The sequence below is a fragment of the Microcoleus sp. D2_18a_D3 genome (assembly GCF_036702455.1).
GTDB lineage: Bacteria > Cyanobacteriota > Cyanobacteriia > Cyanobacteriales > Microcoleaceae > Microcoleus.
The window spans coordinates 35,750-60,918 of the sequence record NZ_JAUBTK010000037.1 but is presented as its reverse complement, the minus strand read 5'-3'; the positions used below and the strand labels follow the sequence as shown (position 1 = coordinate 60,918).

General features: G+C 43.4%; 18 protein-coding genes. 9 read left to right on the top strand and 9 right to left on the bottom strand.

Translation table 11 applies throughout. The features are described 5' to 3' along the window. From QUB06_RS17980 to QUB06_RS17955, 6 genes are all read left to right on the top strand, one after another. Positions 1–471 (top strand): hypothetical protein, encoded by a 471-nt coding sequence (locus tag QUB06_RS17980; protein WP_333436426.1) that lies wholly within the window; start codon positions 1–3, stop codon positions 469–471. After that, positions 393–2,339: a hypothetical protein gene (locus QUB06_RS17975; protein WP_333436425.1), complete on the top strand. Its 1,947-nt coding sequence runs from the start codon at positions 393–395 to the stop codon at positions 2,337–2,339. The genes QUB06_RS17980 and QUB06_RS17975 overlap by 79 nt, the downstream gene beginning before the upstream one ends. Before the next feature lie 13 nt (positions 2,340–2,352). Continuing rightward, positions 2,353–2,568 carry a hypothetical protein gene (locus tag QUB06_RS17970; RefSeq protein ID WP_333436424.1) on the top strand — a complete coding sequence of 72 codons (216 nt, stop codon included), beginning with the start codon at positions 2,353–2,355 and terminating at the stop codon, positions 2,566–2,568. Continuing rightward, a complete protein-coding gene (locus tag QUB06_RS17965; RefSeq protein ID WP_333436423.1) occupies positions 2,568–2,774 on the top strand; it encodes a hypothetical protein in 207 nt (68 codons plus the stop codon). Before QUB06_RS17970 ends, QUB06_RS17965 begins: the two co-directional genes overlap by 1 nt. 259 nt (positions 2,775–3,033) lie before the next feature. Then, the gene (locus tag QUB06_RS17960; protein ID WP_333436422.1) at positions 3,034–3,831 is read left to right on the top strand and encodes a 3'-5' exonuclease; all 798 of its coding nucleotides are present in this window, start codon (positions 3,034–3,036) and stop codon (positions 3,829–3,831) included. Positions 3,832–3,906: 75 nt separating this feature from the next. Beyond that, positions 3,907–3,984, top strand: coding sequence for a hypothetical protein (locus QUB06_RS17955; RefSeq protein ID WP_333436439.1), 78 nt, complete (start codon positions 3,907–3,909; stop codon positions 3,982–3,984). Positions 3,985–4,147: 163 nt separating this feature from the next. On the opposite strand, the gene QUB06_RS17950 is transcribed toward QUB06_RS17955, so the two are convergent. From QUB06_RS17950 to QUB06_RS17940, 3 genes are all read right to left on the bottom strand, one after another. Next, on the bottom strand, positions 4,148–5,332 hold the full coding sequence (locus QUB06_RS17950) for an NAD/NADP octopine/nopaline dehydrogenase family protein (RefSeq protein WP_333436421.1): 1,185 nt from the start codon (positions 5,330–5,332) through the stop codon (positions 4,148–4,150). Positions 5,333–5,552: 220 nt separating this feature from the next. Next, on the bottom strand, positions 5,553–6,245 hold the full coding sequence (locus tag QUB06_RS17945) for a hypothetical protein (protein WP_333436420.1): 693 nt from the start codon (positions 6,243–6,245) through the stop codon (positions 5,553–5,555). A 93-nt stretch (positions 6,246–6,338) separates the two neighbouring features. Then, positions 6,339–6,794: a hypothetical protein gene (locus QUB06_RS17940; protein ID WP_333436419.1), complete on the bottom strand. Its 456-nt coding sequence runs from the start codon at positions 6,792–6,794 to the stop codon at positions 6,339–6,341. Between the two features lie 373 nt (positions 6,795–7,167). Here QUB06_RS17940 and QUB06_RS17935 point away from each other — a divergent pair, with 373 nt between their 5' ends. Continuing rightward, on the top strand, positions 7,168–9,684 hold the full coding sequence (locus QUB06_RS17935) for an NB-ARC domain-containing protein (RefSeq protein WP_333436418.1): 2,517 nt from the start codon (positions 7,168–7,170) through the stop codon (positions 9,682–9,684). Positions 9,685–9,810: 126 nt separating this feature from the next. Here the strand turns inward: QUB06_RS17935 and QUB06_RS17930 are convergent, their stop codons facing one another. Further along, positions 9,811–10,449 carry a glycine-rich domain-containing protein-like gene (locus QUB06_RS17930; RefSeq protein ID WP_333436417.1) on the bottom strand — a complete coding sequence of 213 codons (639 nt, stop codon included), beginning with the start codon at positions 10,447–10,449 and terminating at the stop codon, positions 9,811–9,813. A 186-nt stretch (positions 10,450–10,635) separates the two neighbouring features. Here QUB06_RS17930 and QUB06_RS17925 point away from each other — a divergent pair, with 186 nt between their 5' ends. Further along, positions 10,636–11,205, top strand: coding sequence for a hypothetical protein (locus QUB06_RS17925; protein WP_333436416.1), 570 nt, complete (start codon positions 10,636–10,638; stop codon positions 11,203–11,205). A gap of 9 nt (positions 11,206–11,214) precedes the next feature. Continuing rightward, positions 11,215–12,168 carry a DUF1822 family protein gene (locus QUB06_RS17920; RefSeq protein ID WP_333436415.1) on the top strand — a complete coding sequence of 318 codons (954 nt, stop codon included), beginning with the start codon at positions 11,215–11,217 and terminating at the stop codon, positions 12,166–12,168. 61 nt (positions 12,169–12,229) lie between these two features. Here QUB06_RS17920 and QUB06_RS17915 read toward each other — a convergent pair whose 3' ends face one another. From QUB06_RS17915 to QUB06_RS17895, 5 genes are all read right to left on the bottom strand, one after another. Next, positions 12,230–15,604 carry a CHAT domain-containing tetratricopeptide repeat protein gene (locus tag QUB06_RS17915; RefSeq protein ID WP_333436414.1) on the bottom strand — a complete coding sequence of 1,125 codons (3,375 nt, stop codon included), beginning with the start codon at positions 15,602–15,604 and terminating at the stop codon, positions 12,230–12,232. A gap of 2 nt (positions 15,605–15,606) precedes the next feature. Continuing rightward, positions 15,607–18,156: a CHAT domain-containing tetratricopeptide repeat protein gene (locus QUB06_RS17910; protein ID WP_333436413.1), complete on the bottom strand. Its 2,550-nt coding sequence runs from the start codon at positions 18,154–18,156 to the stop codon at positions 15,607–15,609. Between the two features lie 21 nt (positions 18,157–18,177). Next, the gene (locus QUB06_RS17905; protein ID WP_333436412.1) at positions 18,178–21,159 is read right to left on the bottom strand and encodes a CHAT domain-containing tetratricopeptide repeat protein; all 2,982 of its coding nucleotides are present in this window, start codon (positions 21,157–21,159) and stop codon (positions 18,178–18,180) included. A 14-nt stretch (positions 21,160–21,173) separates the two neighbouring features. Beyond that, positions 21,174–24,065 carry a CHAT domain-containing tetratricopeptide repeat protein gene (locus tag QUB06_RS17900; protein WP_333436411.1) on the bottom strand — a complete coding sequence of 964 codons (2,892 nt, stop codon included), beginning with the start codon at positions 24,063–24,065 and terminating at the stop codon, positions 21,174–21,176. Positions 24,066–24,134: 69 nt separating this feature from the next. After that, positions 24,135–25,016, bottom strand: coding sequence for a GIY-YIG nuclease family protein (locus tag QUB06_RS17895; RefSeq protein ID WP_333436410.1), 882 nt, complete (start codon positions 25,014–25,016; stop codon positions 24,135–24,137). Positions 25,017–25,169 lie beyond the last annotated feature (153 nt).

Genomic DNA, 25,169 nt, shown 5'->3' with positions numbered 1-25,169 from the left:
ATGCAGTTGCCACCATTTCTCATCCCCAAACCTCAAAATCCTCCTGTTGCTCCACCTTCACAACAACCACAACTCCCCGACTTAGAAGAATCAGACCAATTGAGATTTCTCAAAAACTTAAATAGCTTCTGCGGTCAAGGATTCTGGTTTGCGGTTGGGCTATCCATCGCTCACGTTTCGAGGATTCTCAGTGCTCCTGTAATGCTCGTTGCCGTGATTTTAGTAGCCGGGTTTCTGTTTGTAGTAAAACCGAAAAACCCAACGCCTTACTTGTTGTCGATGCGTCGGATTAGCGGATTGGTGGTGATTGTCGGAACTATTGCTGCATTTTGGGATGCGGCGTGGCTGCTGGCAAATATGCCTCTAAGCGTAGGCTTTGGCTTAATCCCTGTGTGGCAGCTTGTCGCGATTGTCGGTGTGGCGGTGATGTTGCTTTTGTTGGTCACACTGCTGTGGAGGTGGATGCGGTGAAAAGTGCCATCGCCTGTGTGATTGTGGGTATTGGATGCAGCGGGTTGAGCTTGTTCGGCTACTTTGACAAACACGTCAGCTACTGCAATGGAGCTACAAATCCCTGTACGCCTGTTGTGGTAACGGGTTCCCAGTATCCCAAGACTGCCAAGTTTGTGAGTATACACCAAGGCTGGGGGTTGCTGCGTACCGCGAGTGGTGTAATTGGTGCGGTGAGTTTTTGCGCGGGTTATTTCACATCCGGTGCAGCATCAATGAAGCAGCAAAAGATAGATGAATCCATTGCCCTCGAAGAAGCTCGACAGAAGCAATTAGAAGCAACTACCAGCGACATTTTGGATGAGGAAGAAATCCAAAAAACAGCGATTGCTGCTGATTTGAGAGTGAAGGACTTCAAACGCGAACTCTACGACGGCTACAACACAATTTATTTAGAGAAGAATCCCGAACTGTTGGATGCTCTAACCACCCCCACTCCCCAATCTTTGCCCGCATCAAAGCCCAACCCAATAGAATCAAAGTCCCAGGAAGTTGAAAATGCGGAACTTCCATCAAAGATAGCATCCGCACCAAATAACAATCAATTATTAGGCGTAGAACTGCCCATAACTCCCAATTTAGGAGTAAAGTTCTTTGATTGGAAGCAGTTTAGGGAGACTCCTGAGATGTTTCCTCACATTAGAGGAGTTGCAGCTACCCGATGCGGAAAAACCACGCTATTTGATTGGCTGATGGATGTGATGCCATCCCAAAAGAAGTCGGTAATTACGGTCAAACGGTGGCCGCATCAATGGCTTGGCTTGGATGTAATAGGAGTGCCTGAAGATTACCAAGCTATCCGCTCCTCTTTGGAAGCATTGCAAAGTGAAAGAGTGCGGCGTACAGCATTAATGGCAAAGGGGATTGATTCACCCATTTGGAATGTAGCTGTGGATGAATGGAAAGCAATTTCGCGTAATGTGAGAGCGATTGTCGATCGCAAAACCAAACAGATTATTGCTCTTAGCGCCAAGCAAATTATGGGTGAAATGATTACTTTAGCCAGGGAAACCAACATCCGCATCTTTGCTTTAGCCCAGGGCAGACAAGTTGTAACTTGGGGATTGGAGGGTGAAAGCGATTTAGCTGAATGTTTCTGTAGCATTTACATGGGCAAGTTCGCTGTAGAAGAATGTGAAAGTTATCGCAACAAATTCCCCAAGGATTCGGAACAATATGCCAAATACCAACAAGTGCGGGATTACTTGGAATCGCTGGGGAATCGGGCTGCGTGGATTAGCTGCGAGTTAGGAGAATTCCCCGCTGTTGTACCCGACTTGAGTCAATGGAAACGAGAACTCCCGAAGCGCTCATCAACTACAGAAACTTCCGTAAATAGTGAAACAATTCAAACAACTGAGTTGGCTGCAAGCCAGGAAATTGAGGATACTCAAGAACTGTGGGAACTAGCCAAGAAGCGGCTCCTAGAATCCTGGCAAACTGATGAAGTTACTGCACGGGAGGATACTGCTGCTTCACTCCCTGATGAAGCGGACAAAGTAGGAGATGAAGCGAGTGAAGTGTTGCAGGATAAGGATTGCAGCACTACTTCCCTACTTCCCGAACCAGAGCGCTCGAAGGCGTTGGCGAGGGTGATGGCACTTTTAAGCAAGGGGGGAAGCAGTGAAGTAGAGCTAGTTAGTGAAGCGATCGCCCTTATTCCCACTCAGCCCGACAAAGCGCTTTGGTTGAGCTTAAAAATCCTGAGATTGGGAGTCACCGCAAGCAGTCGAGATGTGTTCGGCTGCGGTACGGGAGGTAAAGCATTCCAGAAAGCGAAAGATTGGTACGATTTACTTGAATCAACATTTGGAAAAATTGTGGAGTAGCTATGAAATTCCTTTGGCAAAAATCAGACCACAAAAGCCAGCTTATCGAAACCTATCGCTAAGTCTTAGCAGCCTACGCTTTCCCCTGCTAATTGGAGCGATGGAACGCTGCTACGGACATCTGAAGCCGAGAAGGTGGAAAGGCGGTGGAGATGGTGCAGATTTGGCAGTTCAAGCTTTACAACAAACTGAGTACAGTCCAGCTAAAAAGTTACAAAAGGAGGATTGATGATGAAGATTACAGGCAAGAACGGAAAACCCCTCTACGGTGTAGCCAGAGAAGCAGTGTTGAGGAAACTGGATGCTGAATCTCGGAAAAGTCAAAAAGAGCCAGAAATAATGCTTTTAGGATTGAGCGACCGCCTTAACAACGAGCGAGCGTGCTGCGAAAAATATCCCGCTGTTGCTGGTTGCTGCACTGCCAATCGGATGTGAGTCAGGGAACTTTGCTCAAACCAGAACTCGCAGCAGTTGCAGTTGGCGGTAGTGCAGCCGAGTTAGCGGTTTCAATCCGCAGGCAATGACCGCCCTTAAATGAGATAATTTATACGTCATTTAGTTTTGCAGCGGATGACTCATCTCCCAGGGAACTGGGGGTTTTCTAGTTTTCTGATATTATTGATTGTAGCTGATTCTAAAAAGCTAATCTTACAGCCAAAGCTGGCGACACAAAAGAATCAATGGAGCAGCCAATATGGAGCTTGCAAAATACAGTTGGTGGGGCGAAATCAACGAACCACCAGAACATCTGAAAACTAAAAAGCAACTATCAGAATTGGGACTGGCACCTTTTAAACCACTTGGAGTGATCGAAACCCAAAAATACGACGTGTTCCTCTACGATATCCACAATCCTGAATGCTGTCGCCCTAAAAGAAAACCCACCCCAAAGCAATTGGAAACCCTAGCTGCCAACCGCCTCAAAGCTCAAATCAAGCGGGATTATCAAGAGTGGTATCGAGAAGTGGGTTTTATCGAAAGAGATAGGGTAAGAGCGGTGAAGTGGGCAAGAGAACAGCTTCTTGTTCCTGATGAATGGTTGATTTTGGATACTGAGACTACTGGCTTCGATAATGCAGAGATTGTGGAAATTGCAATTATTAATCCGTTGGGAGAACCGCTGCTCAATACACTCGTCAGACCTGCGACTTCTATTCCCGCAGAAGTAACAGAAATTCACGGAATAACGGAGGAAAATGTAAAGGATGCACCCACCTTTCCAGAGATTTACCCTTCTCTTGCGGAAGTTATGAAAGATAAACGAGTGCTAATCTACAATTCTGCCTTTGATATCAAAATTTTAAATTACTGCTGCAATTTACACGGTTTGCCAATTCTCAATTTAAAAGAACGCTCCGAATGCCTTATGGAATGGGCAGCACAGTGGAGGGGAGATTGGAGCAATTATTATAAAGATTATAAATATTTTCCTTTGCCTGATGGAAAGCACCGAGCGCTGGGAGATTGCATCGCTGCTATGCGAGCTAATTAAACGCATAGCAGCGGATTCCGATCAAATCAATTGCCCCGTGCCGATTCCAGAGAGCGATCGCAAATCTAAAAGTCAATGACGCCGCGCTCCCGACTTAATTGCTACATCCAGCACTATCAAACCGTTGAAGTTAACAGCACCTACTACCGCTGACCGCCAAATGCTACCTTCGCTAACTGGCAGCAGCGCCTCCCCCAAGGATTTCTGATGACCGTAAAAGCGCTCCGCTGTTTAACACAAATGAGCGGAGCGCTTCGGAGTTCTTTGAGAGTTTAAAGACTTTAGAAAACGTTTATAAGATTCTTGAACTTAATGTTCAAACTTCTACATTCTCAATCTTTTTATCAGACTGGGAAGTAGGTTGAGCCAAATGAGACAAAAGTGAAGCTGGTGGCAGATACAAGGGTTGCTTAACCCAAGAACTACTCAATAAAGCCGAGACCTGAGTCGGATTAAGTCCAGCGATACCCAATAATTCAGCAGTCCAAGCCGGGGCGGGCATATCAATCAGTTGACTGGCAAGCGCTATACATCCATCTAATACTGGAGTCTGTACTCCTGCGATTCGCGCTAATGTTTGAAGAGGAACTGCACCGTAAGGGACATCTTCTGTTAAGTAACGATCATCAAGAGTATCCATAAACGAGTGCTGATACGCGCTCGTCTGCTGAAGATTTTCGTAGATTGATAAGCCAGACGTATGGTATTGAGCTTGATGCCAACTAATCCAATCACGGAGTTTTAGACCGTAAGCTTGTCCGATCTTCAGACGCTCATTGTCTAGAGCCACAATCAAACCAACAGTACGAGGTCCTACTTCGTGGTAAAATAAATGTGGTTCTCCCTTTTCCAAGGTTCGTGCTGAAGTTAACATGAGAGGAATATGAGTGATATCATTTTCTTTCTCCAAAGCCACCTCCAAGGACGAGCCTGCAATCTTTAAATTAGTGAACCAGGGCTGCAAAGTATTGAATATCCGTTCTGTCAGAGTTGGTGTTTGGGCACTGATACAGACTTGGCCTTTCTTTGCCTTAATCTCAACTGTGCTGTCTGATTGTAGGCAACAACAAAAAGGGCTGGTTGTAGCACTCGCAACGGCTGGCATCTGGGATTCTAAAACACCACTTGAAAGCAACTGTTGGCGGAATACCCTGTCATCCAACCGACTTCCACAGAACAATACAATGTTCATTTCTGAATAAACGTACCGGGATATGATGCGAGCGTACTCCACTAAATCGTTGCCTCGGCAACAAATGATTACTGTGGGAGGTAGCTGTCCCAACTGTGCGGCGATCGCTTGTATTTGGGCTGAAAAGCTGGCTATTTGATAATTACCACACAAAACTTGACCAATAGCTTTAATAGTCAGTGTTTTGGTGATTGGCAACAAACGGCGAGAAAACAGATGTACCTTGACGCCTTGCGAACTCAAGAAAGCAGCAACAGCAAAACCGACGTGTCCTCCGCCCATCACAATGACGTTAGATAGAGACTTCATGTAAACCTCCAGTCAATGGCTAAAATCTTGGCTAATAATTATGATTTTGTTGGACAACGGAATTCAAAAAGGTATCCTCACGGTAGAACTTGATGCGCTCCTACTTCTCGATCAGAATCAGGCTGACAGTTTTATGCGAAAGGTCGCTTCTTGTTACAAATTTTTACTTGTCAGCCACTCTATCTAATCTTTGAGGGGTTTTATCTCTAGGGTGGGTATATCAGACAAGACCAAAACGTTCAGAAGCTTGGTCTTTTGCATCGTTCGGGTTCATGCCCTTGTGTTGCACCAAGAATTTGGCATAATTATCAGCATCCACGAATTTACCAACAATCTCCAATTCTCTCGGCGTTAAGGGAGGGCTGACAACTATGCCACTTTCATCGGCCACTATCAAACTTCCTAAAGTAACTTGTGTTCCCAAAATGGAGATTGGGCAGTCAATTTCTTCTTCCCAAAGCTCTCCGTAGGCTCCACAGCAGGTGGTTCCTAGCGCCCAAATGGAACGATCTTCTGGGATGCTCTCTGCATCTCGCAGCCTACCACCAATTATGATACCAGCAACTCCTTGTTGGAAAAGGCTGTGTTCAACAATGGAACCGATCGGAGTGTTTGGTCCAGCAGAAGGCCCTATTTCAATAGCGATAATTCCTCCAGTCGGTACATTCACCATGAAGTTGGCATCTTTGGCTGGGCGATCGCCAATCAATTCAAATCGAGCAGTACGCTTAACAAGCCCTACCATCTTTCTAATTCCTCGCTTCGGCTCCAGTCCTAAAATAATTCCAGGTTTCTGTTGCTTGATAAAGCGAACTGCATCAAAAAAATTACTGCTGGTAAGATTTTTACCTTGAGCCAAGTCAGTAATTGTCAAAATAGATTGGTTACTTGTTACACAGGTTATGTTGCTCATTGTTAATCTCTCTAAAGAATCACCATTACCGAGATACCCAGGTTCTTTCAGAGGGAATATCCAGAACATTTTCCCTCGAAAGCCTTAGTAACACTAGGTAGAAGCTTGGCTTTGAAGTTGAATTAATGTGGAAATTACAGTTTGTTCAATGTGAGTGGCTAACTCTTCTTCAGTTGTTACTGGTAGGGTTGCTAAAACAGAGCCAGTGCTATCAACAATCAATGTGGTACGACGGACGTAACCTTCTTCATCGAGCAAATTCAAACGGCCCATTTCGGCTTTCGTCATCACGACCCGATGAACCTTCGTTTTTGGGGGATTATCCTTGTCAAAGGCATCATCAGCAACAATTAAGGTAGTGCTTCCGTAATTGCTCAGCCGCTCCAAATTCGCTTCGATAGAGGAAAGAACACAGTTACACGTTCTGCCACTGCCATAGCTGTCTTGAAAGTGTAAAATATTGAGTTTTTCGTTCAGCAAGTGGGTAAGAAGCGTTGGCTGATCTTGCTCATTGAGAACAATGGTTGAGCCAAGATATTCGGTAGTCATGGTTTCTCCTTATCAGATCGAAAACTGCATCAAAATATATTCTTGCAATCGAATCAGCAGGGCTGAATCTCCATTAGCCTTGTTTTCTCAATGAATTACCTGGAGATAGTTGAGCAGCAATAACCTATTGCCCACATTTTGTGTTAATTAAGTCCAGATAATACGAAGTGTGGATTACAAAGTTGAATGGGTTGGTTCTGGCTATTGAATAGATAGCAGCAGTTATCAACTCCTTGCTTCTTTATTCAATGGTCATATATGGAATTGAAACTGTCGAGTCAGGTAGAGTCAGGTAGAGTCAGGGGTTGTGTCAGGAAAAGTCAGGGTAGTCTAGAGTGGCTAGAAGAAACTTTGATGTTTGGCTAATTAATTAATGAACTTTGGCGAAGAAGAAGCACTCACAGTGGCGGATGCAACGATTTTTGACAAAAAAGGGAGACATCTAACTGATGTAGAGGCCGCTATACTTCGCGGCGCTTGGCAAGGCAAGACGTATAAGGAGATAGCAGAGACGTCCCATTACGGTGAAGGTTACTTAAGAAGAGATGTTGGCCTAAAACTTTGGAGGCTGCTTTCAGAGGTACTGGAAGAAAAGGTCAGTAAAGGAGACTTTCGGGAAGCCCTGAAGCGGCGTTGGCGAAGCTCGCACTCTTCAGGAACTGTTGCGGGGTACGAAGCCACTTCGCTAACGCAGCCAGCAGAAGTTCCATCCTCTTCCACTCAAGAGGAACGCAAGGAGTCGCTCACTAACCAAGATGGAATGGAAATAGTTACTACCAGAGTGCTAGAACAGCGTAACGGCTGGGTCTCAACCATCGACCTACAAGAGTTGCCTCGTATACCTCAGTCCCCTCCGGAAACACAAGAGACGTTCGCGGTAGAAAGCTTAGAGACTTCTGTGAACATTCCTTCTACATCGCTGCGATCGCGTCCTTACCACAACCTGCCACGCTTTCACCATACAAACTTGGTTGGTCGGCAGAAACAAATAGATCAACTTTTGACACTGCTCTCCTTCAATCACAACACCCATCTGATTAGCATTGAAGGAATCATCAGTGGCGTGGGGAAAACTGCGCTCGTTTTGGAAGTCGCCCACCGCTGCCTAGAAGCTAGTTGCAATGCTGAGGCAACTCCTAACTTTCCCACCTTTGATGCCATCATTTTTACCTCAGCCAAGCAACGGCATCTCATTGGTATCGACATTTTGCAACGTCATAGGCGAGAGCGCACGTTGCGTGACATCTTTAAAACTATATTTCGCACGCTGGAAAGCCCTGACGTTATCCCCGCACACTTTAACGATCAACTGGAGTGCCTTCAAAGAAGCTTGGCTTACCTGCGTACTCTGTTGATTGTGGATAATCTCGAAACTATCGAGGATCAAGAGGATGTCATTTCCTTTCTGCACGAACTACCGCCAACGGTAAAGGTCGTAATTACTACCCGTATACGAACAGCGTTAGGCGTTCCCATTCATTTAGAGTGTTTGCCACCAGATGATAGCCAGCATTTGATTCAGCATCAGATACAAGAACAAAGAGTGCAATTGAACTCCGAACAGTTCCAGGCACTTTACCAGAGAACTGGTGGTCTCCCGATCGCGATTATCTATACCATTGGTCAAATGTCAGTCTATGGACTTCCACTTAATGCAGTACCAGCTCGATTGACCACAGGTGACTTCGCTCACTACTGCATTGGAGAGTTGGTACAACCGCTGCAAGGGCAACCAGCGCATCGGTTGCTAATGGCGCTAGCTTTGTTTACCAAATCTGCTTCAATAGAAGCGATCGCTCAAGTTGCCCTTGCAGGAGCCAACTCCATAGATGGTTTGGCTCAACTCTATAAACTCCGTTTAGTAATACAGCAGGATGGATGGTACAACTTAAATCATTCTTTGACTCGCGAGTATGCGCTTGCTGAACTGAAGGCTCATCCCGAATTTGAGCAGGAAGTACGGGAGCGATGGATCGACTGGTATCTAAGATTTTCCGAGCTGTATGCAGGACAAGATTGGAAAGAGTGGCACGTTCAATACGAACACCTAGAGCAGGAGTGGGAGAATCTCCGCTCTGTAGTTGAATGGTGTATCAAACAAGAGCGATATGAGGATTTCCGAAAGTTTTGGCAGTATATTAAGGGGTTTACCCATTTGTTCGGGTATTGGAATGAGCGCTTAATCTGGATGGAATGGTTGATCTCATCAGCCGAGCAGCACGGAGACCAGCCAACATTAGCAGAGGCTTTATACGATAGAGGCTGGACACTTATCTTGATGGGCAAACCAGAGCAGTTGAGCGAAGCTGGGAACCTGCTAGCACAAGCCTGGAACCTGCGGCAATATCAGGACCTGATATTCCAGTTGGACTTGACTATCACTGCTGCTGTAGTACACATTCGCCAGCAACAATTGGTTGAAGCGCGTGACTGGTTGAATGAGTCAAAAAACTTACTAAATCAAGGTCAGATAGAACAAGCAAAACACCAGCGCTATTTGATTCGCATTGATTACTATGAGGCTGAGAGCTGGTTTAAAACAGGGGATTACGAAAAAGCCAAAACTCTTTACAACCAAGCTCTAGAACTATCAAAAATAGCTGAATGGAAGCAAGTGGAAGTTTATGCACTCAATTGGTTAGCTGATATAGCTATCGAACAAGGGAACCTGGATGAAGCAGAACGCCTGTTAAATCTAAGCCACCCTATTGCTCTTGACAGTATGGATAGGCGTTCTATTGCTTTCCACAAGTGTTCTTGGGCAAAATTGGAGAAATTACGCGGGAATACAGCCGAATCCCAACGGTGGGCAACAGAGGCTAAGGACTGGTTCGAGCGTCTGGGGATGTTATCGGAAGTTAAACAAATGCAGTCTTGGCTTGAAGCTTGAAGGGCAGATGGTACGAATAACTGATCGGTCGTGTATGACTGCATCAATAAAAAAAGGGTGCCTATCACTAGACACCCTCAGACATTTGTCAGATTGAGAACGAGCTACGTAAAAGTCAGCCAGGTTCTAAGCCTTCTTTGGCTTGGGCATACCACAAGCCGTAGGACGCGATGCTTGTTCCCCATTGCCGCTGTTATCTTGCTGTTCAGGCTGACGCTCTACTACTTCGCCTTCTGCTTGATCCCACTTAGCACCTCCTAAAACACCTTTGCCAAAATACTGCTCAAATAGGGCTTGAGTTTGAGCAAAAGCGGTATCAGGATTCTCCCGATCTGTTTTGCCCCAAAGCTCAGCTGGATCGTAGCAGTGGTTAAAAACACGGCCAAACCACATTTCGCAGTCCTCGACATACTTGACCGTGTTATGTAAAATGTGCTGATGCCAAACAATATCAATCGTCGAGGTAGGGACCAAGGTGATCTGGGGATGGAGGTAAGCTAGGAGCAGGAACATTATGTAGCGCATAATTGCACTGGTCGTTTGCTCGTAAGTCCAACCAAAGCCCTTGGTTGGGTGCATAAGATGAGCAGCAATTGGCCCCTCCTTATGCAAATTCAGCTGTTTGAGCAAGGTTCCACCTTCAAGCTGGCTCAGTATTTCCTTCATACGTTCAGCTTGCTGAGGCTCGTTGAGCAGGTGAATTTTGTTCCTTTCTATACCCAAGTGGAGGGATTTTTCGATTGGATCTTGGACACGTGATGACATATAATGCCCCTATAGTAGCTAGACGGTTATTACTAATGACCGCTCTTTTTTCTGTCCTCTTTGTTATGGCAATTTCACTCCATATCCCGCTCCACACGATAGTTGATGTTTTAAGATTATTTTCCCCAACCAATGTTGGGTGTTTTCTATAAACCCCTTATTTGACATTTACAGGATAGTTACTTAATGATGTTTTTATCAGAAAAGAATTGCTCTACCTTGAATGAAACACCTTGCAGTGATTGTCCCAAGGCAGAAAAAGAATGGAATATGGATAGTATTTTCAACGATTTAGCTGGAACCAAAGCCATACAAAATGTTTTAGGTACAGCAGATATAACAGATGAAGATATCAAAATACTTAATATTGATAAAAGGGAACTTACACCCACTGAAAAGTGTTGGCTAGGTTTATTACTGAGTGGATTAACTCCTGACGATATAGCTCGGAAGCTTAATAGAGAAATAAGGGGATTAACTTCAGATTTTTCTCGAAGCCTTTATAAGTATGTTAAAATTCTTGTCAAAAAAAAAGTAAGTGACTGGGCTCAAATAATTTTATATCTCGATCAGCAGGGGTATAGAAGACCACGCAGACTAGCTAATCAAAAAAAACTTATAAGAATAACCATAGAATTTGAAGTTGATTCTGAAGAAGCAGAAAATATATCCCGTAATACAGCACTAGATAATTTGTATCAAAAATATTCTCAAGGTTTCCAAGTTAAACACTTCTATTACGAAGAGAATGAATGAGAGGCTAAAATGAAAAAGAAAAAATTAGTTTTATTAGTTGAAGGTACTCAAGAAGTATTTGAAGAAATTCAAAAGCTTTTTGATTCAGGGAAACTTAATAATTTAGTAGGATTTCAAGTTTTGGAGGTAGAGGGTACAGACTATCCAGGAAAACAATCAACAGATATAGAAAAACTGCCAGCCAAACCAGATGTAACTAAAACTAACAACTCTTGGGAGCAGTTGAGTCGTTGGTTTCAACGCATTCCTGAGCTTTGGGGAGAGTATGAACCAGCACTTCTGGGTACATATTTTGCATTACAAGAACTGAACCCAGTTGTAAGCGATCGCTCTGCTTTTGATGCTGCTCTTAGCAAATCTGTAGGAGATTCCCAAGCTCAAGATTCTCAACCTAATCGACTCAATCAGCTTATCGAATCATTGAAGAAAGAAAATCAGGAGTTCGGTTTTCAATTTCAAGCAGCTTTAGAATTGGGAGAAAGCGATGCTAACCCAGAGGTTATTAATGCTTTAGTCAATCGCTTAGCAGACGTTGATGTTGAAGAGACTGAGGAAAACAAAGAGAAGTTAGCTTTAAATTGGCAAATCGCTTTGAGTTTGGGTAAACTTGACCCAGACCATCCTAAAGCTGCTGTAGCTCAACGTAAGGAAATCCAAATAACAGACGAGTTGAGTATCGAACTTCTGGTGGCAATTAGAACTAGAGAAGATGGGGATATAGACATTTTTCTCCAGGTATACTCAACTGAAGAACCCCATTTGCCCGCAGGTTTAAAACTGATAGTGCTTGATGAATTTGGCCAAAAGATGACCCTAGATGAAAGCGGGGTAACATTTTTTGAAACACAATCTCGCAATGAAGATTGCGAAATACATCTAAGTTTTTTTGCCGCTCCGGGCGAACTTTTTAGCGTTCTTATCTCTTTTGCCGATGTCAGCATTACGGAAAATTTTATTATCTAAAAAACTTCTCATCATCAGATGAATCCTAATGAGCGGATCTCAATATTTATGCTAAAACTGCCTATTGTCCAATAGCACAGAACGCTGCCCAATAGTGGGGCGACTCAAATGGTTTCGTTTCAGCTTTGATCGGCCTAATCCAGTTTAGTAGTTCTCTCCTACTAACTGGGTCTGATAGTTCATTTATCCATCTATGTAATTCTTTTTTGGTAGCATCTCGCAGCCAGATTTGAGCTTTATTAAGCGCCAATGCAATTGTTGGAGAGGTTTGGAAGTCTTGTAGGTTTTGATAAAACTTTATCATTAAAAAGGCAGTGGATATATCATTCACCGTCCAAAGCGAGCTAACAACATTAGAAGCACCTGCATAAAGGAAACCACTAGGCAATCCAATATATTCGTCGCTGGTATTTTGAAAATCAATTAATCCGGTTTCACAAGCAGATAGAGTGACAAGGCGACATTGTTCTAGATTCAGGGTGAAAATGCCATCTAAAGTCAGACACTTGTTGAGGTCAAGTACGCCACCCTTTTTCAAACTGAGATAGTTTTCTGGATCGGATTGTGTTGGTGCAGAATTTAGCTCGGCATTGGCTAGAATCAGAGCAGATTTGCGAGATTCGCTTTCGTTAAAGTAAGCATGACAGCTAAAGTGAGCGCAGTGAACATTACTAAGAGAAGTATTATCAATAGCTTCTTTAGTTGCTATTTTTTCTTTGAGAAGATTAGTGGTGTTAAAATAGCTTTGAATGGTTTCGACTTCAAGATCGGTATAAGAGAGGTCACCTGTGGGGTTTTGAACGGCAAATAGGTGAGTAAATTCAGGGCGTTGTCGAGTTTGGGCAAGTTGCTGTAATTGACAGCTAGGAGCATAGCTGACTCCTCCAGGAAATCTGTCAAAAAGACTGGAGTCTTCTGTAAGTGGCAAAGCATGAAGTGGCAGCAAATGCAAGTAGCGATGGGGAATTAGAATTAATCGATCGCACTCTGTTGGAATTTGCTCAATAATTTCATCAACGTGCAGAATTTTTGCCAGCAGATGTAGGCGGGTAGTTAAACGGCGCTGCCAGTGAGATTTTTTGTTACTATAGGCTTTCAGATAGCTGTTTGCCCAATTTGCTAATTTGTTCGGGTTTATAAAATCGGGTGGTAAAACGATGGGTTGTTGGGTTTGGTTGGTAATAATAAAGACAAGTAGCCGATCGGTTGTAATGTAAAATTCAACAATTGCAGTGCGATCGCTTAGAGTTGACCGGAATGGCTCAAACTGAAAACCTGAACCGATAGGCAGGTACTGGTCTTGTAATTCGTTACGCTCTTGTCGAAGTTGTTGGAGATGTTGAGCTAAAGTTGTGGGGTCTTCTGCCGTGGCATTTTGAAGTTCGTATTGACCGCGGGTGATTTCGTCTCGCAGTCGATCTAGTTGAGTGACCACTTCTGCTGGGAAAATAGTGTGGCGATCGCGGGTGAGAATAAGTTCAACTAAGTTGCGAGTTTTGCTGCGTTCAACATACTCAGTAAACTCCCTCAGTTTACCCAAATTTAAGCAAACTTCCACCATACGTCCATAAAGTATGTTCCATTCTTCAGCAAGTTTCCTTTTGTCTTCCATGCCTTCAGAACCGGAAATTAGCTCAGTTCGCAGCGAATTTTCTACAATATCAATTGCCTTATTGTAAGCTTGATAAGCCTTAGAGAAGTCACGAACTTTTTGATAAGTAATGCCTAAATTAAGTTGAGTTTCTGCATAAGATTGGGGAAAAGCTTCTTTAGTGCGTACTTGTAAAGCATTCTGATAACATTCTATGCACTGCTCCAGACATTTTTGCGGCTCGAAGTCCTTACAGAAGTTAATAAGATTATCGTAGGCGACTCCTAAATTATGTTGAGTCTCTGCCCACTGTTCGGGAAAATCTGCGCGAGTGCGAACTTCCAAAGCTTTTAAGCAGCAGCTTATTGCCCTGTTGATAATCTCTTCATTAGGTTGCTGTATTAGGTAAACATTAGCCAAATCGTGTTGAGTGCTTGCCCATTGTTCGGGAAATGCTTCTTTATCATAAATCTGTAAAGCTTGAGAGAGGTGAACTATTGACTGGTTAATATTTTCGGCCCTATCCCCTCGAAGACGACGAAGGTAAGCCTCACCCAAGTTGTGTTGAGTTTCAGCTCTTTTTTCTGGGAATGCCTCATAAGTTCTAACTTTCAAAGCTTGTAATAAACAGCTAATCCCTCGCTCAACATTTTCCTCTCTATCTCCTCGGATGCGTTGGAGGTAGATGCGACCTAGGTTATTTTGTACCATTGCCCAGTCTTCAGGAAAATTTTCACGAGTATATTCCAGTAAAGCTTGGGAGTAGCAGACTATTGCCTGTTCGATATTTTCTGCCTTATCCCCTAGAATTCGTAAAGAATAGGCATTCCCTCGATTATTCTGAGTTTCAGCCCACTTTTCAGAAATACCTGTGCTAGTGCGTATTTCCAATGCCTTGGAGTAACATCTGATAGCTTGGTCTATATTTTCTGCTCTGTCTCCTCGAATTCTCTCTGCGTAGGCATTCCCCAAATTGCTTTGTACCATCGCCCAATCTTCAGGAAATTTTTCGCGGGTGTATTCCAGTAAAGCTTGAGAGTAGCAGACTATTGCCTGTTCGATATTTTCTGCCTTATCCCCTCGAATGCGAGCGCGATAAGACTCCCCCAAATTATTTTGAGTCTCGGTCCAATATTCAGAAACAGTTTCGCGATCGCGTACTTGTAGAGCTTGGTAGTAGTGGTGAATAGAAGTCTCCAGGTTCTCTGCTCGCTCCCCTCGGATACGATAGCCATAAGCATTTCCTAAATTATTTTGGATACTTCCCCATTCCTGGGGAAAATCTGCGCGAGGAAAAACAGTAATAACTGCCTCTAAGCCAGCAATAGCAATTTCTAAGTTGTCAGCCCTGCTTCCCAAAGGAAAATCCATGATCGTAATACTGAAATTGCCAATAATTGAAGCGATTTGTCGGCGCATTTCTGGTTCTAGCTTATACTGGGAATGGGCTGACCAATGGTGCAGCATCTGAGCAAAGTTATAATTCAGTTTGTCCAAGTTCCTTTGAAGGAAAGAGTAAACCTGTTGCCAATCGCCTTGACTTTCGTTGGTTACTGCTATGACTTGATGAAAAAATTCCCTATATCCTTGAGGAAGGAACAATGTTACATTTTCTGAATCTTCCAGGACTTTACCGATTTGTTCAGCAAGGTCAAGCAAATAATCTGCCCCCTCTGCTTCTCCTTCCTTCACTGCCACAGCAGCAACTTTTTCTATCGTGTATACCAAATCTTCATCAACGAGTTCTAAGTGAGCGTTCAAAACTTGTATTGCTTCCTCCTCTCCAGAACAAGTCAACAATATTTTGATTAGATTCAGATAGGATTCTTGGCGCTGTTCATCCATAATCATTGCCCGATCGCACAAAATGCTGCCCAATAGTAGGGCGACTCAAATGGTTTAGTTTCAGCTTCAATCGACTTAATCCACTTTAGCAGTTTTCTCCTACTAACTGGGTCTGGTAGTTGACTCATCCATCTATATAATTCTTTTTTGGTGGCATCTCGCAGCCAGATTTGAGCTTTATTAAGTGCCACTGCAACTGTTGGATAAGTCTGGGAGTCTTGCAAGTTTTCATAAAACTTTATCATCAAGAAGGCAGTGGATAGGTCATTTACTGCCCATAGACTACTGACAACGCTGGGACTACCCGCAACCAAAAAGCCGCTAGGTAGGGCGATATACTCGTCATTTAGGACAGTGAAGTCTGTCAAACCCGTTTCGCAGGCGGAGAGGGTGACGAGGCGGCATTGACTCAGCTCCAGAGCAAAAATTTCTCCTAGCGTGAGGGGTGCATCTGCCAAAACTAACGCTGATTTGAGGGGCGAGGCAAAGTCAAATGTGCCGTGACACGAGAAGTGGACGTAATTTGCTAAAAGCAACTGACCAGTAGCTGCCTCTTGATTCAAGACGACTTTAGTAGCCTTATAGTTGGATAGAATCTTAGCTGAGTCAAAGTAGCTACTAATAGCTGCTACCTCAAGATTGGTGAACAACAGATCGTTGGTTGGATTTTGGATAGCAAACAAGTTACTGAAATTTGGTATGGAGAGTTTCTCGCTCCTCCTTGTCGCAAGTTGCAGTAGCTGGCAACTAGGTGCATAACTGACACCTCTTTTAAAACGATCGAGGAGGCAAGAACCATTAGCTAGGGGTAAGGCATGGAGGGGCAATAAATGCAGTAAGCTACACGGAATTAAAATTACTCGCTCGTAGCTTTCGGGAAGCAGAGAAAGAATCTGTTCGATGTGCAATAACTTAGCTAAGCGGTTTAAGCTAGAGACTAGCTGCTCTTGCCATTGTGTTTCTTGTGCATAGTGTATTGCCAGATGCTCTCCAACCCAAACGACCAAGGCATCCAGATCGGCTTGCTGCTGCTCTTGGAGAGGCGGCCAAATATGAGGATACGGATTGTTGCGGGTGATAATGAAACAAACAAATGTTGTATTCAGAACATACCACTCAAGAATAACGGTCTGCTCGTCTGGTAGCAATGCCTGAATATCTGAGAAGGAAAGAGAGGAAAACTTTTCATTAATCTCGTTCTGAGAGTATGAGTCACAACTAGCAAGGCGATCTGCCAAGTTCCGCGCTTTGGTGCGCTCGACGTATTCAACTGCTTTGGCGTAGTAACGCGGGTCAGCATGAGCTAGTTCGAGGCAAACTTCTATTAAAGAACGATAAAGTTGTGTATATGTTTCTAGTAATTTTTGCTTCATTTCCGCTCCAGAAACACTTTCACTACGCAAAAATTCTACAGTTTCAATTGCATTTAAAAAATTCGTGTATGCACTGTTAAATTGTTTGTTGAATCGGTATACAGCGCCTAAATTAAATAAAGTTTCAACACGCTCTCTAGGAAAATTATCATGGGTACGAAATAGCAGAGCGTTCTCATAACAATTGATTGCCTGTTTGAGATTTTGCGTGCGATCTCCAAAAACTCTATCGGCATAAGCCATACCCAGATCGTGTTGAGTGGTAGCCCAATCCTGGGGAAAGTCTTCACGAGTGCGAACCTGTAAAGCATTTTGCAAGTGGGTGATGGCTTGTTCGTAATTTTCTGCTTGCACGCGATGAAAACGTGCAATATAAGCCACGCCCAAATTATTCTGAGTGGTAGCCCAATCTTGGGGAAAGTCTTCACGAGTGCGAACCTGTAAAGCATTTTGCAAGTGGGTGATGGCTCGGCCTCGATTTTCTTCAATCTCGGCTCGCTTACCACAATAAATGCACTGTAGATAAACACAACCCAGACCATTTTGAATGGTTCCCCATTGTTTGTGAAAAACTTCTTTTATATAAATTTTTAAAGCACTTTTATAAAAGAGAATTGCCAATTCTAGATTTTTTATTTTTTCCCCAACTGGGCAACTTGTGTAAGCATTTGCTAGGGTATTTTGAAGCATCGCCCATTCGGTGGGGTATGTATCGAATGTTAAAATTTGCAAAGCAAGTTCACTCCAGGAAATAGCTTTCTCTATATTCTCCGCTTTATCCCCACGAATCCGATTCGTATAGGCTATTGCTAAACTATTCATAAGAACCGCTGATTCTTTTTGTGTAAAAAATTTTTGTTCGAGGTTCTCCAAAAGCGCCCTTACATAACCAGCAATTGCAATTTCCCACTTAATATATCCAATTACAAAAGGACACTCCGAAATCAAACCACTAAGTATAACAATTACTCTGGCCGTTATTTCTGCATCGGGAGTTCCTTGAGATAAGAAAACAATGGATTTATTTTCCAACAAGTCTACAAAACTTTCATTTAGTTTTCCCACATTAGCAGAAAGCATTGAATATACTACTTGCCTGCACTCTGTTTTGTTATCCAATATTGCCTGTAATACCTCAAGTAAGAAGTTGAGAATCTGTTCGTGTTGTGAATTTGTCATCAGTTTTTCGTTTTTCTTTGCTCAGCGACCGATAGCACAGAACGCGGCCCAATAGTAGGGTGACTCAAAAGGCTTAGCATTGGCATCCCCATTAAACGATCGAAGCAACTTTATCCATTCACGAGAACCCAAAATAGGTCTAAAGATAGACTCTTTCTCCTTCATCCATTGCTTTAGTTTTTTGTTCGTCACATTTCGCAGCCAAAGTTGAGCTTCTTGAAGTGAAAGAGCCAGATTAGACTGGATTTTCAGATTTTCGTAGAACTGGATCATTAAAAAAGCAGTAGCCCCTTGAGGCACTTCCCACAGACTGCTAACTATACTGGAGCTACCTGCAACCAGAAAAGCACTCGGCAAGCCAATATACTCATCGCTAATGCTAGTGAAATCGGTGAGACCAGTTTCACAAGCCATGAGAGTCACCAAGCGGCATTCGCCGAGATCGAGACCAAAGAGTTCATCCAAAGTGATAAGTTTTTCATTTGCTAAGAACAGACCAGATTCAAAGGGTGATTCTAAGTTAAAGATGCCATGACACGCAAACAAAACGCAGTGGGCAGAGCGCAGGTATTCTGAATGAGCGTTATCAAGAGCCACTTTGGTTGCTTGCTCCCTAGCTAGAACGCAGGTGGAATTGAAGTGGTGACGAATGGCTTCAACTGCTAGTTCTGTGTAAGGGCGGTCTTGGGTTGGGTTGGATACGGCAAATAGATGATTAAAGTTTAACCGTTTCCGGTTTTGCGCTTGTTGCAGCAATTGGCAACTGGGAGCATAGCGAATGCCTGCCTTGAATCGCTCTAGGAGGCATTGATTCGCCACAATGGGTAAAGCATGGAGAGGAAATAGATGCAGGAAGCGATGGGGAATCAGAATTAAGCGATCGCACTTTTTGGGAATCCGAGTCAAAATCTCATCTATCTGCAAAATCTCAGCTAATCTACTTAGTCGCTGATTTAGTTGCGTCTGCCACTTATCTTTCTGCTCGTAGTAGTCTCTTAGATATTCTTTAGCCCAATCTATTAAAGCTTTCTGGTCTTTAAATGAAGATTCCAAAATAATGGGATATTGAGTATGCCTGGTAATTATGAAGGTGACGAAGGTTTCACCTTTAATGTACCACTCAATAAGGGCGGTTTTGTCGTCCAGCAGCAATTCCTGTATCTGCGGAAAACTGATACCTTCTACTCGTTGGGTCTGGCTGAAGTTGGAGTCAATTGGTTGGATCTGATTGGCAATCAATTCGTTTAGTTGTTGGCGCAATTGATTTAAATGATTGCGGTCTGGGATGGCAGCAGTTATAGAACTACTTAGCTGTTGACCTATGTTTTCAGAAATGATTGCACCATTTCTTGAGTGATTTCTCTGTTCAATGTCAAGCCGTCGCTGTTCAGATGCAATTTCTGACCGCAGGTACTTGAGTTTGTTCAGGATAGCTTCGGGAATGTTGCCTTTGGGGTAGAGGTTGCGAGTTGCTAGGAGTTCCACCAAGTTGCGAGTTTTGCTGCGTTCCACATACTCAATAGCTTTGGAATTGTAGCGCGGTTGGGTAGTAGCTAGTTCAAGGCAAATTTCTACCATATTTTGATAGAGGTTAATCCATGTCTCAGCTAATCTTTGTTTGACGGCATCTCCGGAAATAATCTCGCTACGCAGGGATTCTACAGTGCCAATGGCAGAGGCAAAGGCAATATAGGCTTGACGAAATCGCCGGAAATCTTTATAGACAAGTCCTAAGTTCAGTTGAGTTTCTGCATATTCTTTAGGGAAAGCTTTGCGGGTACGAACCTGTAAAGCATCTTGATAGCAAACAATAGCTAATTCTAAATTGCCGGCTCTCCTATAAGCAATACCTAAATTGTTTTTGACCATAGCCCAATCTCGCTCAAAAGCTTTGCGAGTATAGAGCCGCAAAGCTTTTCGATAGCAATTAATAGCTTTCTCCAAATTACCTTCCGCTTGAATCAAGCTGTAATTGCTGTAAGCCAATCCTAAATTATTCTGAATCTTAGCCCACAATTCTGGGTAAACTTTAGAGCTACAGACTCGTAAAGCCTCTTGGTAACATTCAATTGCCTTGTTCCAATTCTCGTTTTCTCCTACAACAAGTAAATCACTGTAAGCTATTCCCAAGTTAATTTGGAGCTTGATATACTCTTCAGGGAAGGAGTTATATGTAATAATTTGCAGGGCATTTTTATAGCATTTAATAGCCATATTCAAATTATACTCGGCCTGACCAACTAGACGCTCGCTATAAGCGACACCCAAATTTATTTGTACAAAAGCCCCTTGGTCGCCCAACGAATTTGGACTGTATATTTGGAGACCCTTTTGATAGTGAGAAATAGCTATTTCTATATTCTGCGCTGGTTCCCCTCGGAGTCGATTGCTGTAAGCAACTCCCACATTATTCTGGAGCATTGCCCATCTTTCTGGCAACACTTCTCGGGAAAATACAGTTGCTGCTAATTCATAGCCTGTAATAGCAATTTCTACATTGTTAACCTTATTGCCTAAATGAAATTCCCCAATTATATTGCTGAAATCATTAATTGCCATTGCCAAACCTCTAGCTGACGCTGGTTCTGTTGTCGGCAATGTATCGGCTGCATAACTTTGCAAAATTTGACAAAATTCATCATCTAGTTTATCCAAGTTTTCAGCAATTAAGGGAACTACAACCTGGGGATTGCAGTCGGTTTTGAGAACTGTTATTATTAAATCGGAAATAAAAATTCGTACTTCATAGATTCGGGTTTCTTTTGATTTGAATTTTCCCAGTTTGTCTTTTAAACGATTAATTGCACTTTTTAAAAATTCTAAGGCAGTATCAAAACCTATTTTTTCTAGAGTAGCAGCCAACTTGATTTCGTTTTTTACAAACTCATCATCAATTAGCTCTTGGTTAGCATTGATGATTTCCAGGGCTTGTTCTGCGCTCTGACAATTTTGCAGTGCATCGATCAGACTGATATAAACCTTCCGGCTTTGTTCATTTATCATTATTTCTTCTTCTATCATTGCCCAATTGCACAGAATGCTGCCCAGTAGTGAGGTGATTCAAAAGGCTGTACCGACTGCTTCTGAATAAATGAGATTACTTCTCTCCTCTCACGCGATTTTAATGGCAACTGATTTATCCATTTTAGTAAATCCTTTTTTTTGACATCTCGGAGCCATCGCTGAGCTTGGTTAAGAGCAATAGCCACAGTGGGAGAGGTCTGGGGGTTTTCCAGGTTCTCGTAGAACTTTATCATTAGTAAGGCAGTAGATAAGTCGTTTACTGTCCACAAGCTACTGACGACACCTGGACTGCCTGCATACAGGAAGCCACTGGGCAAGCCAATGTACTCATCGCTGATGCTGATGAAGTCTATCAAGCCGGTTTCGCAGGCAGAAAGGGTAACTAAGCGGCACCGACTGAGATCGAGTTCAAATACGTCTCCCAAAGTCAGGAGTGCAGGCGGTAACTCAAGATACGATTCCAATGGGTCTTTCCGATCGAAGAAACCGTGACAGGAAAAGTGGACACAGTGAGCTGAATGCAACTCGTCTGCACTAGGAGATTGGTAAAGAGCCTTTATTGTTGCTTGCTCCTGAGCTTGGACACATAAAGAGCGAAAATAGTGACTAATAGCTCTGACTTCTAGGTTGGCAAAACGTAAGTTAGAATTTGGGTTTTCTATGGTAAAGAAACAGTTGAAGTCAGGGCGTTCCTGATTTAGGCTTAGCTGCAACAGCTTGCAACTAGGAGCATAGCGAACTCCCCTTTGAAAGCGGTCAAGGAGGTAATTGCCAGTTGCTAGAGGCAGTGCGTGAAGAGGAAATATATGCAGACCACGATGGGGAATTAGAATTACCTGATTGTAGGTGTCAGGTACGAGCGAAACAATATCATCAAGCTGCAAAATTTTGGCGAGCTGGCGAAGGCGAGAGGCTAGGGTAGTCTTCCAATAGTCTTTTCGCCCATAGTAGGCATCGAGATACTTTTTCGCCCAAGTTTCTAAAGCTTCGAGATGTTCTGGGTGAGATTGCAAAACATACTGAGTCTGGGGAGTAATGATGAATGTAAGGAATGTTTCAGCTAGAACGTACCACTCGATGATAACTGTTTGGTTGTCGGGTAGCAATTTTTGAATTTCTGGGAAGAAAATGTTACCTTTAAATTCCAGATTTGGGTTGCGAGTAGCTATAAGTTCAGCCAAACTACGAGCTTTACTGCGCTCCACATATTCAATAGCTTGTGCTTCGTATCGCGGTTCAGTAGTCCCTATTTCTAGGCAAATTTCTACCATGCTTCTATAAAGCTGGTTCCATTCTTCAGCCAATTTCTGCTTAACGTTATCCCCTGAGACAATCTCGCGACGCAGGTTCTCTACAGTTTCGATAGCATCTGCAAAAACAGTATAGGCATTTGTAAATTGTTTAGCTGCCTTGTAGGTAAGTCCAAGATTGAGTAAGATTTGTGCGTACTTTTGTGCAAAAGTCTTACGGGTATACACCTGAAGTGCCAATTCATAACAAGTCACAGCTTGCTTTAGATTCTCTACTGGTTCCCCCTGAATTCGGTTTCTATAAGTAATCCCTCGATTGTTTTGGGTCATAGCCCATTGTTCCGGGTAAGCCTCAAAGGTATGGACTTGCAAGGCCTTTTCAAAACAAGTAATAGCTTTTTCTAAATTTTCTGAGCGCTCCTTACAAATACGACCTTTGTAGGCAGTTCCCAGATTATTTTGGAGCATAGCCCAATCTTTCGGAAAAGCTTTTGGGGTATAGACAAATAAGGCTCTTTTGAAGCAGGCAATGCTTTTTTCTAGCTTCTTTTCCCGGTCTACCGTGTAATTGCTGTAAGCAGTTCCCAAATTATTTTGGAGCATAGCCCACTGTTCTGGATAAGTTTCAGTGGTGTAAACTTGCAAAGCATTTTCATAGTGTGCAATCGCTTGATTCAAATTATCTGTTAGAGCTTCAAGAATGCGTTCAGTGTAAGCATTGCCCAAATTATTTTGGGTAGCTGCCCAGTCTTTGGGATAAGCCTTGCGGGTGCGAATCTGTAAACCTCTTTTGTAGTAAGCGATCGCCTGCTCTACATTTTGGGCGCGTTCTCCCTTGATGCGATAGATATAAGCATTTCCTAAATTATTTTGAAGCCTAGCCCAATCCTGTGGAAACTGATTGCGAGTATGCACCTGCAAAGCTTTTTCGTAGCAATCAATGGCTTGCTCAAGATTCTCTGCCCGTTCTCCCCGAATACGATAGAGGTAAGCATTCCCTAAATTGTTTTGGGTCTGGGCCCAATCGTTGGGGAATGTGTCACGAGTATAAACAGTTAACACTATCTCGCAGCCAGCGATCGCAATCTCTAAATTACTAGCTCTGTCTCCTTTGGGAAACTGTTGAATTAGGCTACTAAAAATGAAAATTGCCTGTGCGTTAACTCGACACTGCTCTATTTCCAGTTCTGGCAAGGTAGCTCTTACCCATGCTTGCAAGACTTGGGCAAATCTATCATTTAATTTGTTTAAATTCGCGTCTAACAGCGGGTAAACTATACTTTTGTCACCACCGCTCTTGAGAGCTGTATCTAATACCTTAATCAAAAAATTAAAATATTCCTCGGGGGTTTCCTCCTCAGCAGTCCTCTTCTGAGCGGCTGTCCTCCCTTTCTTATCATTACTTGGCAATCCCAGTGCCGTGGTTAGCTGATGGGTAAGAGCGATTAAAAAATCAGTTGCCTTTTGGTTGCCCCTCTGCTCTAACACAAGAACTACCTGTTCCATGACCTCTACCAACCCGGCATCGATCAAATCGAGGTTGGCCTTCAAAATCTGGGCTTCCTCCCCACTAGGACAATTTAGCAGTGCTTGGATTAAATTAAGATAAGCGGAATGGATCGGTGAGTTCGTCATTAGTTTTTATTTACTTACTGGCCCAGCATAAATTAAATGCCTTTTCTACATCCAGTAATACCTCACACCTCAACAGTCGATAACACAAGCAGCCTCCATCCCGTACAAATCGTTCAGAACGACCTTGACATCGGGAAATTGAAAATACTCCGTCAGCTTACCGATGCGGTGATTAAATCCTTTGTAGCGGTGTTTGAAGTACAGCTCCACATTCCCCCGGCTCTCCCACAATCCTAGCAAGTTGACCGCAACATCCGAGTAATGCGCTCTCACATCCCGCTGCACTTCGGCGATGCGTTCCTCGATCGATCGAGTTGTTACCCCAATTTTATAGAAGCAGTGACCGTCCGCTTTAACCTCAAGGAAGTAGAGCGAGTTCACCAGAATCCGACGAAGCTGTGATCGATAAATTAGCAAATCAGCCCTCCGTTCTTCCAAACAAGATAAACCCGCAGATAAAGCAATCTCTACAGAGCCTTCCAATGAAGCCAGCACTGACAGCAGCAGCGGTTCTTGGACTTGGTTGAACAGCGCCAGGGGAAGCGCGCCGACCGGGATTTTACCCAAATCGGTAAACTGATAAGAGCGAGATCCCTCTGATTCCAACAATCCTTTCAATTGCCATCGAAAGTTTACCAAGTCTTTGGGAATGCCGTAATTCTGTGCGCCGTATTCTTTCCACAGCACTTTTAGTTGCTCCAATTCCTCACCCTTAAGCTGGATGTTGAAATTATCATAGAGGGGCAGCGAGGGAAACGCTTTTGTCTTAATCCGCTGCGAGACTGGTTTACAACTTTCCTCAGTATGGGCAAAGTGATGCTCTTTCACCGAACCCTTTTTTGCTGTCAATCCGCCGCCACAGTAGAGACAAGTTAGCTGAGTTTTTCCGCGCACAACCTCATCAATGCTCGTCAGTTCGCCACTGCGAGCAACACCAAATTTAAGCCACATCGCCCTTCAATTCTCCTCAATGCAGGTTTGAAGATGCACCCGCTAGATGAAGAATTGTAACAATATTGCTTGTTAATAGCCTCTGCCAGGCGGGGAGAACCAACCTCCAGGTGCTGCTTCGGGCGAATCTTTTGAGAGGTAAATTTTGGATAA